Annotated in this window: 13 protein-coding genes; 7 read left to right on the top strand and 6 right to left on the bottom strand. The window is 64.5% G+C overall.

Translation table 11 applies throughout. The annotated features are described in order from the left end of the window. Positions 1–31 precede the first annotated feature (31 nt). The 5 genes from ACESL8_RS05390 to ACESL8_RS05410 all read left to right on the top strand — a co-directional run bounded on the left by ACESL8_RS05390 (position 32) and on the right by ACESL8_RS05410 (position 4,782). Entirely contained in the window at positions 32–949 is a 918-nt protein-coding gene (locus tag ACESL8_RS05390; RefSeq protein WP_372916606.1) for a sulfite exporter TauE/SafE family protein, read from the top strand. Next, entirely contained in the window at positions 946–1,707 is a 762-nt protein-coding gene (locus ACESL8_RS05395) for a TIGR02186 family protein (protein WP_372916607.1), read from the top strand. The genes ACESL8_RS05390 and ACESL8_RS05395 overlap by 4 nt, the downstream gene beginning before the upstream one ends. 163 nt (positions 1,708–1,870) lie before the next feature. Next, positions 1,871–2,737: a cold-shock protein gene (locus ACESL8_RS05400; RefSeq protein ID WP_372916608.1), complete on the top strand. Its 867-nt coding sequence runs from the start codon at positions 1,871–1,873 to the stop codon at positions 2,735–2,737. A gap of 191 nt (positions 2,738–2,928) precedes the next feature. Then, positions 2,929–3,234, top strand: coding sequence for a hypothetical protein (locus tag ACESL8_RS05405; RefSeq protein ID WP_372916609.1), 306 nt, complete (start codon positions 2,929–2,931; stop codon positions 3,232–3,234). Positions 3,235–3,279: 45 nt separating this feature from the next. Continuing rightward, positions 3,280–4,782 (top strand): class I adenylate-forming enzyme family protein, encoded by a 1,503-nt coding sequence (locus ACESL8_RS05410; protein ID WP_372916610.1) that lies wholly within the window; start codon positions 3,280–3,282, stop codon positions 4,780–4,782. Positions 4,783–4,871: 89 nt separating this feature from the next. On the opposite strand, the gene ACESL8_RS05415 is transcribed toward ACESL8_RS05410, so the two are convergent. Continuing rightward, positions 4,872–6,263 carry an aspartate aminotransferase family protein gene (locus ACESL8_RS05415; RefSeq protein WP_372916611.1) on the bottom strand — a complete coding sequence of 464 codons (1,392 nt, stop codon included), beginning with the start codon at positions 6,261–6,263 and terminating at the stop codon, positions 4,872–4,874. Positions 6,264–6,391: 128 nt separating this feature from the next. Between ACESL8_RS05415 and ACESL8_RS05420 the strand changes: the two genes are divergently transcribed. Beyond that, on the top strand, positions 6,392–7,114 hold the full coding sequence (locus ACESL8_RS05420) for a CoA transferase subunit A (protein WP_372916613.1): 723 nt from the start codon (positions 6,392–6,394) through the stop codon (positions 7,112–7,114). Further along, positions 7,111–7,746, top strand: coding sequence for a 3-oxoacid CoA-transferase subunit B (locus tag ACESL8_RS05425; RefSeq protein ID WP_372916629.1), 636 nt, complete (start codon positions 7,111–7,113; stop codon positions 7,744–7,746). Before ACESL8_RS05420 ends, ACESL8_RS05425 begins: the two co-directional genes overlap by 4 nt. 55 nt (positions 7,747–7,801) lie before the next feature. Here the strand turns inward: ACESL8_RS05425 and ACESL8_RS05430 are convergent, their stop codons facing one another. From ACESL8_RS05430 to ACESL8_RS05450, 5 genes are all read right to left on the bottom strand, one after another. After that, positions 7,802–8,413 (bottom strand): outer membrane protein, encoded by a 612-nt coding sequence (locus ACESL8_RS05430; protein ID WP_372916615.1) that lies wholly within the window; start codon positions 8,411–8,413, stop codon positions 7,802–7,804. Positions 8,414–8,555: 142 nt separating this feature from the next. Beyond that, the gene (locus ACESL8_RS05435) at positions 8,556–9,596 is read right to left on the bottom strand and encodes an aspartate-semialdehyde dehydrogenase (protein ID WP_372916617.1); all 1,041 of its coding nucleotides are present in this window, start codon (positions 9,594–9,596) and stop codon (positions 8,556–8,558) included. A gap of 54 nt (positions 9,597–9,650) precedes the next feature. Then, entirely contained in the window at positions 9,651–10,901 is a 1,251-nt protein-coding gene (locus ACESL8_RS05440) for a dicarboxylate/amino acid:cation symporter (protein ID WP_372916619.1), read from the bottom strand. After that, the gene (locus tag ACESL8_RS05445) at positions 10,898–11,542 is read right to left on the bottom strand and encodes a DUF502 domain-containing protein (protein ID WP_372916621.1); all 645 of its coding nucleotides are present in this window, start codon (positions 11,540–11,542) and stop codon (positions 10,898–10,900) included. Before ACESL8_RS05445 ends, ACESL8_RS05440 begins: the two co-directional genes overlap by 4 nt. Further along, the coding region (locus ACESL8_RS05450) for an isocitrate/isopropylmalate family dehydrogenase (protein ID WP_372916623.1) at positions 11,539–12,014 on the bottom strand (476 nt) is incomplete at its 5' end. The genes ACESL8_RS05450 and ACESL8_RS05445, both read right to left, overlap by 4 nt.

Below are 12,014 nucleotides of genomic sequence, written 5' to 3' on the forward strand. Positions count from 1 at the left end.
TTCCCCGCCCAGCCCGTAACGTTGCCACTGCATGGACATCTATCTGCCCATTGCCGAAATGTCGGTGAATGCGCTGCTCATCATCCTGCTGGGTGGGGCGGTTGGCTTTCTGTCGGGCATGTTCGGGGTGGGCGGCGGCTTTCTCACCACGCCGCTATTGATCTTTTACGGCATCCCGCCGGCTGTCGCCGTCGCCTCCTCCGCCACGCAGATCACCGGTTCGTCGGTCTCGGGCGCGCTGGCCTATTTTGAACGCGGCCAGGTTGATTTGCGCATGGGCGGCGTGCTGGTTGCCGGCGGGCTGGTCGGAGCCGGCATCGGGCAGGTCGTATTTTCCGTGCTGCAAAAACTCGGCCAGATCGATGTGGTGATCAGCCTGGTTTATGTGATCTTCCTGTCGGCGATCGGCAGCCTGATGCTGCGCGATGCACTGGCGGCGTTGAAGGCGGCTCGGTCTTGCGAAGCGCTGCCAACGCGCCGCGGCCGCCACCTGCCGTGGGTGGCGGCGCTGCCGTGGAAGATGCGCTTTCCCCGTTCCGGCCTGTATATCTCGCCGCTGGCGCCGCTGCTGCTTGGCGCCTGCGTGGGCGTGCTCACTGTTATCATGGGCATCGGCGGCGGTTTCATCATGGTGCCGGCGATGGTCTATATCCTGGGCATGCGCGCGCAGGCGGTGGTGGGCACATCACTGTTCCAGATCATCTTCGTGACGGCGGCAACAACGCTGCTGCACGCCACCGCATCCAAAAGCGTCGATATCGTGCTGGCGCTGCTGCTGCTGGTGGGCGGGGTGACCGGCGCGCAGCTGGGCGTGCGGGCGGCGCAGAAACTCTCGCCCAATCGGTTGCGGCTGGCACTGGCGCTGATCGTGCTCGCCGTCGCCATCCGGCTGTTGGTCGGCCTCACCCTCACGCCGGCCGAACCCTTTGCCTTGTTCGAGGGCGCATGACGGCGCGCGCGTGTCTGGCCATCGGCTTGTGGCTGATGCTGGCCGGTGCTGCGCCGATCCGGCTGATCACCCAGCTTTCCCAGGCACGCATCGACATCAACACAACCTTTCGTGGCTCCGAAATGCTGGTGTTCGGTGCGATTCAATATCCGCAAGGCACAGTGCCCGATGCGCCGCCCGATATTGCCGTGGTGGTGCGCGGGCCGTCGGCGCCGGTAACAGTGCGCCAAAAGGCGCGCATCGCCGGCATTTGGGTGAATGCCAAGGGTGTACGGTTTGAATCGGTGCCGGGTTTCTATGCCGTGGCGACCACCCGGCCCATCGCCGCGCTGGCCGATGAACGCACGACCGCCATCTATGAAATCGGCATCCGCAACCTGCAGTTGTCACCGGCCAGCGGCGAGGAGGACGAGATCAGCCGCGCCTTTGAAGCCGGCCTGATCGCGGCGCGCGAAAAGGCCGGGCTGTTCGCCGAACGACCGGGCGGCGTTCAGATTACCCGCGGCGTGCTTTATGCTGCGCGCATCGCACTGCCAGCGGCGGTGCCGGTGGGCGATTACACCGCCGAAATCCACCTTGTTCGCCAGGGCCGGGTTTTGGCCAGCACCTCGGCGCCGTTCGTGATCGGGAAATCGGGTTTCGAACGCTGGGTTTATGTGATGGCGCAGGAAAACAGCCTGCTCTATGGGCTGGCCGCCGTGATGGCAGCATTGGCGGCCGGCGCGCTGGCGGCACTGGTCACGCGGCGTCGTTGGTAGGGGCGCTGGTAGGGGTTTTCACCCACCAATATTCGACTCGCGTCCAGCCCCTTTTTCGGTTACTTCCGGTAGTGGGGCAATCTGGACCGCATGTTGTGAATAATTCATCGCATCGCCCAGCAAGCGCCGATTTCAGACAGACAGCTACGGATTTGGAAATTAAATGAGCTTTGATCGACGGGGACGTGGTCCCGGACGCGGTGGATTTGATAAGCGCGAAGGTGGCTTCGAGAGCTTTGAGGACAAGGGCCGCAGTGCCGCCGGTGGCGGCGGTGACCGTTTTGGCGGCGGCGGCAGCGGCTTCGGCGGCGGCGGTGACCGTTTCGGTGGCGGCGGCGGTAATCGCGGCGGCTTCGGCGGCGGCGGTGGCGGCGGTGATCGCGGCGGCTTCGGCGGCTGTGGCGGCAGCCGCTTCGGCGGTGGCGGCGGCGGCGGCGGTGGTGGCGGCTTCGGTGGCGCTGGTCCGCGCCGGGAGATGACGCCTGGCATCGTAATCGGCACTGGGCGCGGTACGGTGAAATTCTTCAATGCCCAAAAGGGCTTTGGTTTTGTCGTCCGTGAAGACGGCGGCGAAGACGTGTTCGTGCACATTTCGGCGGTGGAAGCCGCTGGTCTGACCGGGCTTGCTGATGGCCAGCCGATGGAATTCACCCTTTCCGAACGCAATGGCCGGGTTTCGGCCATCGATCTCAAGATCGAAGGCGAGCCGATGCCGGTGGAGAACGGCGCACCCCGTGAGGCGCGTGAACCGCGCGAATCGCGCGATGGCGGCGATATGGAACGCCGTCCGTCGCGTGAACGCACCCCGTCAACGACGGGTGAGCGCGTTGACGGCACGGTGAAGTTTTTCAATGGCGCCAAGGGTTTCGGCTTCATCCAGCGCGACGATGGTGCGCCGGATGCCTTCGTCCACATCTCCGCCGTGGAACGCGCCGGCTTTGCCAATCTGAACGAAGGCCAGCGCGTCTCGTTCGAATTGGAAGAAGATCGCCGCGGCAAGCAGGCGGCTGTGAACCTGCAGTCGATCTGACAAGCGCATTTCGCTCAAAAAGGGGCGGTGGTCAGTTTGGCCGCCGCCCTTTTTCGCGCGCTGCAACAAAATGGCCTGCTGCCAAGCCGCTGGCCGCATCGGACTGGCGCCGCCATTACAGCCTTGTCATTCGCACTGCGAAGGGTGCATGACTGTAGCGTGTTACCTTGATTTCTTTCGGAGCTGAAGCGATGCTGGCCAACAACGCCGTGACCATCCTGATGATCGTGTTCACTTACGCCCTGGTGCTGGTGCCGGTGGTGTGGTTTTTCACGCACGGGCCGCGCCAGCTCGATGCCCGCAAGCAGCGCAAGATTGCCCAGCTGGTTTCGGGCGCCGAGCTGCTGGCCGATGCCCTCACCCGTAACGGCAATGATCCGGTGCACGTCGCTCGCTTGCAGGCCCAGTATGATGCCCACGCCCGCGCGCTGACACAGCTGAACGGCGAAATGCCGTCACTGATCACCGTGCCGGCCCCCCTGAAGCAGGCTGCCTGATTTCAGCGGTGGACAGGGCGGCTGGGTGTGCGCACCGTCCCGCTCATGACCGATAGCATATTCGATTTCCCCGCCGCTCTGGCTGCCAACGCGGCGGCCCGCCCTGACCATCCCGCCGTGATCTGCGGCGACGATCAGCTGAATTGGCGCGATTTCGTCGCCCGTGCTGAAAAGCTTGCCGGCACGCTGGCCGATCGCGGTGTCAAGCCCGGCGACAGCGTTGCCAGCATCGCGCTGTCCAGTGTCGATTATGCCGTGCTGTGGGCCGCCGTGCTGCGCCTGCGCGCCACCATCGCGCCGCTGGCCCCGTCGTCCACGCCCGATCAGATCGCTGCCATGATCGCCGATTCGGGGGCGCGCTTCGTTTTTGTCGATGCGCCTAATCGTGCGGCCTTTGCCCACGTGCTGGGTGCGTTGATTTTGGTCGATCTCGATCGGCTGAACGGCTTTATCGATCCCACGGCACTGGCGCCGCCGCTGGCCCCGCTTGATCCGGATGTCGGCTTCAACATCATCTATTCCAGCGGCACCACCGGCACGCCCAAGGGCATCGTGCAAAGCTGTGCCATGCGGTCATTGCACATCACCGGCGGCCGCCGCATCGGCTATGGGCCGGCATGCGTCACCCTTTGCTCCACCCCGCTTTATTCCAACACCACATTGGTCAGCTTCATTCCCACCTTGGCGTGGGGCGGCACCGCAGTGCTGATGCCGAAATTCGATACCGCCCGGTGGCTGGCCGAAGCCGAAGCCCATGGCGTTACCCACGCCATGCTGGTGCCGGTGCAATACCGCCGCCTGCTTGCCGATCCCGGTTTCGACGCGGCCGATCTGTCGGCGATGCAGATGAAATTCTGCACCTCCGCGCCGTTCGCTGCTGAATTGAAAGCCGAAGTGTTGCGCCGCATGCCCGGCGGGCTGATCGAGTTTTTCGGCATGACCGAAGGCGGGGTTGGCTTCATGCTCGCGGCTCACGAACATCCAGACAAGCTGCACACCGTGGGCCAGCCGCAGCCCGGCCACGACGTGCGGATCATCGACGAAGACGGCAACGATGTGCCCCCCGGCACGCCCGGCGAGATCGTCGGCCGATCCCCGGCCACCATGAACGGCTACAAGAACCGCCCCGATCTCACCGCCATGGCCTATTGGATCGACGAGCAAGGCAAGGAATGGCTGCGCACCGGCGACATCGGCCGGCTCGATGAAGACGGCTTCCTGACGCTGATGGACCGCGCCAAGGACATGATCATTTCGGGCGGGTTCAACATTTATCCATCCGACATCGAAGCCGTGCTGCTCACCGTGCCCGGCGTCATCGAGGCCGCCGTTGTTGGCGTCGCCTCCGATACCTGGGGCGAAACCCCCGTTGCCTTTGTGGTGGCGCCCGGTGCCGATCCGGAAAGCCTGCGCGCCGCCGCCAACGCGCAAGTGGGCAAGACCCAGCGCCTCGCCGCCGTGGTGCTGGTGAACGAATTACCGCGCAGCCATATCGGCAAGGTGCTGAAACGTGAATTGCGTGACAGCTTCACCGGCACGGTTGCCTGAAATCTGGCAAGGGCGAAGCATCCCCCTGCAGATTCCGTGGGGGCAAGGATCTTGAACCAACCGCTGCCCGCCGTCACCGGGCGGCGGGGTCAGCGCAAGCCGCCGAGTGCCTGCGCCGCCGCCGCCACGGTGCGGCGCACATCGTCGGCGCTGGTCTGCCAGTTGCACACGCTGATGCGCATGGTGCGTTCCCCGGCCCAGGTCGTACCGCTGAAAAACGCCTCGCCGCTGGCGTTGATCGCGGCGATCACGGCATCACTGATGTTGCGCCCGGCGGCATCCTGGAAACGCACCATGCCCTGATTCATGATTGGCCGGGCGACGCTGGCGGCGCCATCCAGCGCCGCCAGCCCGTCGTGCAGCGCCAGCGCGTGATCGCAGCAGCGTGCAATCAAATCGGCCAGCCCGCTGCGCCCCAGTTCCAGCAGCGCGGCCAGCACCGGCAGTGCGCGGGCGCGGCGCGACCATTCGGGCGTGGTGTTCATCGGGTCACGCGTATCGCCGTCCTGCGACAGATAGCTGGCAGTCAGCCGCATCGATGCCCGTAGTGCATCGCCGTGCCGGGTGATGGCCATGCCGCAATCATAGGGTGTGTTGAGCCATTTGTGGCCATCGCTGGCGATCGAATCGGCCATCTGGATACCGGCGACCTGATGGGCAAAACGCGGCGACGCCGCCAGCCACAGGCCAAAGGCACCATCGATGTGCACCCACGCGCCTGCGGCTTGCGCGATCGGCACCAGCGCTGCGAAATCATCGCTTTGGCCCAGGTTGAGATCGCCGGCGTTGAGCACCACGATGGTGGGCGCGCCCGCCGCCTCGGCCAGGGCCGTTTTCAGTTCGTCCACCCCGACGCGGCCCGGCTCGGCGCCGGTGATCGGCACCAGACAGGCGGTGCCAAAGCCAAGCAGGCGCAGGGCGCGGTCCACGCTGCCATGGCGGTGTGCGTTGGCCAGCACGCGGATGCGCGGCGCGCCCCACAAGCCGCCGCGTTCGACGTCCCACCCCGCCTTGGCCAGCACGTGGTGGCGCGCGGCGGCCAGCGCAGCGGCGTGACTCATCTGGCAACCGGTGGTGAAGCTGACGGCGCAATCGGCGGGCATGTGCAGCACGTCCAGAAGCATCCGCGCGGCCACTTCCTCCAGCACGGCGGCGGCGGGGCTGGTGGCGGCCAGCACGGCATTCTGGTCCCACAGGCTGGTCAGCACGTCGGCGGCTTGAGCGGCCGGCAGCGCGCCGCCGTTCACCCACGCGAAAAACCGGCCCGACATGTTGGCATTCAATCCCGGCTCGGCGGCGCGGGCGATGGTGCGCACCACGTCTGCCGGGTCCATGCCGTGTGCGGGCAGGTGGGCAGGCAACGCCGCCAAGATGTCGGCGCGACTGCCGGTTGGCCCGACACTGCGCGTGGGCAGGCTGTTGATGAAGCGGCGGCCTTCGGCGATTGCGATGTCGAGGGGGGCAATATCAAGTGGGCTCATGCCGGGGTAATACCGCAGCCCCCGGGCATCGTCGCGCGCAAAACGGCTGCACAAAGCCCAGAATCCGGCTGGCGCCGCTGCGACATTCTGCTTATCTCGCACACGCAACATGAAAGGGAGGCCGGCACATGGCCAACAAGATTTATCCCGATGCCGCCGCTGCACTGGACGGCCTGCTGTTTGATGGGATGACGATCATGTCCGGCGGGTTCGGCCTGTGCGGCATTCCGGAAAATCTGATCGCCGCGCTGCGGGCTGCCGGCACCAAGGGCCTTACGGTCATTTCCAACAATGCCGGGGTTGATGGCTTTGGGCTGGGGCAACTGCTGGAAACCCGGCAGATCGCCCGGATGATTTCAAGCTATGTTGGCGAGAACAAGGAGTTCGAGCGGCAGTATCTGGCTGGCGAACTGCAACTGGAATTCAACCCACAAGGCACGCTGGCCGAACGCATCCGGGCGGGCGGAGCAGGCATTCCGGGCTTTTACACGAAAACCGGCGTTGGCACGCTGGTGGCCGAAGGCAAGGAGCACAAGGATTTTGCCACAGCGTCTGGCACCGAGCAGTATATCCTCGAAACCGGGCTGGTGGCGGATGTGAGCATCGTCAAGGCGTGGAAGGCCGACCCTTACGGCAACCTGATCTTCCGCAAGACGTCGCGCAACTTCAACCCGATGATGGCCACGGCCGGCAAGGTGACCGTGGTTGAAGTGGAGGAATTGGTGGCAGCCGGCGCGCTGGACCCCGATAACATCCACACGCCGGGCATCTTCGTGCAGCGATTGTTTGTTGGCCGCGATTATGAAAAGCGTATCGAGCAGCGCACGGTTCGGGAAAGGGAAGCGGCCTGATGTGGACACGTGACCAGCAAGCCGCCCGCGCCGCGCAAGAGCTGCAAGACGGATTTTACGTCAATCTCGGCATCGGCATGCCAACCCTGGTGGCCAATCACATCCCGGCGGGTGTGGATGTCACGCTGCAAAGCGAGAACGGCATGCTTGGCATGGGGCCGTTTCCGTTTGCCGGTGAGGAAGACGCCGATCTGATCAACGCCGGCAAGCAGACCATCACCGAACTGGACCGCACCAGTTATTTCAGCAGCGCCGACAGTTTTGCCATGATCCGCGGCGGCCATGTCGATCTGTCGATATTGGGCGCGATGGAAGTGGCAGAAAACGGCGACATCGCCAACTGGATGATCCCCGGCAAGATGGTCAAGGGCATGGGCGGTGCCATGGATCTGGTGGCCGGCGTGAAGAAGATCATCGTGCTGATGGAGCATAATGCCAAGGACGGCAGCGCCAAGTTCAAGACCGCCTGCACCCTGCCGCTCACCGGCAAGGGCGTGGTCGATATGGTGGTTTCCGATCTTGCCGTGCTTGCGCGCCCTGCCAAAGGCGCGCCGTTCAAGCTGATCGAGCTGGCACCGGGCATCGATCTGGAAACGCTGCGCGCCCGCACCGAAGGCCATTTCGAAGCCTGACACGAAAAAGCGGCCGGCAGCGTGTGCTGCCGGCCGCTTCGTCTGGTCTGGCGGATCAGAAGCGGAAGTTGACGCCGGTCATCACCGCGTGACGGTGATAATTCAGGGCGGACGGGCCACCGGGGCCCGGCAGCGTGTCGTTGCCATAATCGCTGTAATTATATTCGACGCGGGCCGAAACATTCTGGCTCAGCATCTTCTCGAAACCGGCGCCCACGATATAGCCTTCACGATTTTCCGAAGCGCCGGTGGGATTGGTGATCGTGAAACGCGCGTTGGAATAACCGCCGCGGGCATACAGCAGCGCGTCCGGGGCGACCAGGACACCGGCACGTGCCGTCACGTTGATCGTGCGGCCCGGCTCCAGATCGAAGGTCGGGAAGCGGTTGGTGCCAGTGCGGCCGGTAAGCGAGGTTTCGATACCAATCACACCGCCGCCCAGGTTGAGATCGTAACCGAGCTGGCCGCCGTAGGCGAGGCCGTCACCCTTGGCGCGGGTGGTGGAGGGCGGCACGGTGTTCAGGTCAAGCGACTGGCGGTCTTGCTGCCAGCCGATCTGGCCGCCGACGAACGCGCCGTTGAACGCGGCGGCGTTCCGGGTGTCCTGCGCGGCAGCCGGGCCAGCAATGGCAGCGGCGGCAAGCAGGGCAAAGACGATACGCGACATGTGTGTGTTCCTTGATTGATGCCGGCGATAGGGGTGCCGGCTGCACGAGGAACTAGGGCTTGGTGTCTGGCCGGAGCCTGAACCAACTTGGGCAATTTCAGGGAATTGAGGCAAATCCTGCCCCATGGTTGCCCAGCTTCGTTCAGCCTTTCTTCAGGTGGCGGCGGCCGAGCAGTTCGGCAATCTGCACCGCGTTCAGCGCTGCGCCCTTGCGCAGGTTGTCGGATACGCACCAAAGGGCAAGGCCGTGTTCAACGGTGGGATCCTTGCGTACGCGGCTGACGAAGGTGGCAAAATCGCCGACGCATTCAACCGGGGTGGCGTATCCGCCGTCCTCGCGCTTATCCACCAGCATGATGCCCGGTGCTTCGCGCAGCAGGCTTTGCGCCTTGGCGACCGACAGCGGCATTTCAAATTCGACATTGATGGCTTCGGAATGGCCGACGAACACCGGCACCCGCACGCAGGTCGCGGTCACTTCGATATCCGGGCAGAGAATTTTGCGGGTTTCCGCAGTCAGTTTCCATTCTTCCCTGGTGTAGCCGTCCATGCCGCTTTCGGGGCCCATGAAGCTGTCGATGTGCGGGATCACATTGAAGGCGATGCGCTTGGTGAACTTGTTGCTTACCGGCTCGTCGCCCACGAAGATGGCGCGGCTCTGGGTGAACAGCTCGTCCATGCCGTCCTTGCCGGCGCCGGATACCGATTGATAGGTGCTCACCACGACGCGCTTGATGATGGCGGCGTCGTGCAGCGGCTTGAGCGCCACCACCAATTGCGCGGTGGAGCAATTGGGATTGGCGATGATGAAGCGTTTTTTATAACCGTCGATGGCGTCCGGGTTCACTTCGGGCACGATCAGCGGCACATCATGTTCCATGCGGAACAGGCTGCTGTTGTCGATCACCACGCAGCCTTGGCTGGCGGCCTTGGGGGCATAGACTTTCGCCGGGCCGGAACCGGCAGCAAACAGCGCGATATCCCAGCCGGTGAAATCGAAATGTTCAAGGTTTTGCACCTTGATCTCGCGGCCGGTTTCGCCAAATTCAACCATGTCGCCCACCGAGCGCGACGAGGCGACCGCAGCGATATCATCGAGCGGGAACTGCCGCTCCGCGAGAATGTTGAGCATTTCGCGCCCGACACTGCCGGTGGCGCCAACGACAACAACTTTATAACCCATGCCCATGCTCCTTGGCGTGCGGCTGTTACCGGATTTGGACGCAGAGTCCAGTTTTCAGCCTCGAATTGATTTGGCCCGGTCGCGAGACAAGATGGTGGTGACCGCCAGATCGGCGGTCACATTGCCCAGCGTGCGAAACACATCGGGCACCAGTTCCACCGCCAACAGCACCGGCAGCACGGCAATCGGCACGCCCATGGCATTGGCGATCGGCACGCAGGCCGCCAGAAAGGTGATGGAGCCGGGCAAGCCGCCAGTGGAAACTGCCGCCACCAGCGCCGCCAACAGTGCGCCCAGGAAGGCCAGCGCCGTATGATCCATGCCGTAAAGATGGCCAACATACAGCACCACGGCGATGTTGGCGCAGGGGCTGGTGATGCGGAAGATGCTCACCGCCAGCGGCAGCACCACCCGGGTGGTGGTTTCGGGCAGCCCCAGCCGTTCGGCGCCGTCGTAGATCGCAGGCAGGCTGGCGATGCTGGACTGGGTGGAGACCGCCACCGCCTGTGCCGGCAACACGGCGCGGGCAAAGGCCAGCGGGCCGACCCGGCCAAACACCACCGCCAGCGGATAGACCAGGATGATCAAGCCAACCTGCACCAGCACCAGCACGGCTATATAATGGCCCAGCAAACCAAACGCGCCCAGCCCGGCCTTGATGCCGACACTGACAGCAAGTGCGAACACCCCCACCGGCGCCGCAACGAAAATCCAGCCGACCAGCACCAGCATGGCATCCTTCACCGCATCGAACAGGCCAACCAGGCGCAGGCGGCGTTCGTCCTCGAGCCGGGTTGCCGCCAATGCAAAGACCGCGACGAAGGTGACGACGGGCAGCATGTCGCCCTTGGCCAGCGAATCGAACACGTTGGCCGGCACCAGCGACAGCAGCCATTTGCCGAGATCGATCTTGATGTCGCCGGTTGCCACTGCGGCATCGGCACTGCCGGCAATGATGCTGGCAGCGGCTTGGGCCGGCGCCGGCCACCATTCCAGCAGCAGCGGCACGAAGAACATCGACCACAGCGCCGAAAACACCAGCAGCAGGAAAAACGCCAGCAGCGCCCGCCCGGTCACCTTGCCGCCGCCGGCCTGGCCCACCGATTGCGCGATGCCGGTGAACAGCAGACCGGCAATCAGCGGGATGATCGTCATCTGCAACGCCTGCAGCCACAGATTGCCGATGGCATCGGTGATCGGCAACAAGGGTTTGCCCAGATCGGCCGGCAGCAGTGCGCCCACCACCAGCCCGGCCAGCAGCGCCAGAAAAATGCGCCCCGTCGTATTCATCTGGGTCAGATTCATTTCGCCGTCGCCTCCGAGCCGGGCCCAGGTCCTGGAAGCGTGCCCATGGTGACATAAAGCTTGGCCAGATCGTCGACGCCCATGGAGGCGACCTTCTTCACGTGCGCCGGCTGCACAAACAGCAGCCCGCCGCCCACCGGAACAGGCGCTGTGGGGATCAGGATCAACAGGCGCGGGCCCTGGCCAAAATCATGCAGGCGCGGCGAGGTGAGCAGCGCCAGCGCCTCGACATGCGCGCCAAAGCTGACCGACACCACCGACATGCCGCTCATCTCGCCGCCGGGGCTGCTGCCGATCATCCGCACGAATTGCGCCAGCGGGCGATACAGCGGGCCAAGCACGGGGATGCGGGCGATCAGGCCGTCCAGCCCGCCTTCCAGCCGCTGGCGAAAGCGCGTCTGCACGAACAGGCCGATCACCCACACCAGCACCGCCGCCATGCCCAGCCCGGCCCAGAAGGCAGCAAAGGGCGACGGGGTGAAGAACATCCCCGCTGCGCCAAGCGCCTGGCCCAGCGGTGTGGCCGGGCCAAGGGCCGCGATCAGATAGCCGGACAGCCAGTTGAGCAGGATCAGCGTAAGCAGCACCGGCGCCAGGAACAGCAGCCCGGTGGCAAAAGGGCTGAGAAACTTGCGGATCAAAGGTTGGCCAAAATCGCGTCGCCCATGGCCGTGGTGGTCATGGTGCCGCCCAGATCCGGCGTGCGCGCACCCGCATTCAGCGCGGCTTCCACGGCGGCTTCCACCTTTTGGGCCAGTTTCGGCGCATCCAGGCTGAAGCGCAGCGCCATGGCCAGGCTGAGCACCGCTGCGCACGGATTGGCAACACCGCGGCCGGCAATGTCGGGGGCGGAACCGTGGATGGGTTCGTACAGGCCGGGCATGCCGGCATCGCCGATGGCCGCCGACGGCAACATCCCCAGCGAGCCGGTGAGCATGGCGGCTTCATCCGACAGGATATCGCCGAACAGATTGTCGGTGAGGATCACGTCGAATTGCTTGGGATATTTCACCAGCTGCATCGCCATGTTGTCGGCCAGCATGTGTGACAGCGTGATATCGGGATATTCGGCATCTCGCAGCGCCTGCACATCCTCGCGCCACATCAGGCCGG

It is taken from the genome of Sandarakinorhabdus sp. (assembly GCF_041689835.1).
Lineage (GTDB): Bacteria > Pseudomonadota > Alphaproteobacteria > Sphingomonadales > Sphingomonadaceae > Sandarakinorhabdus.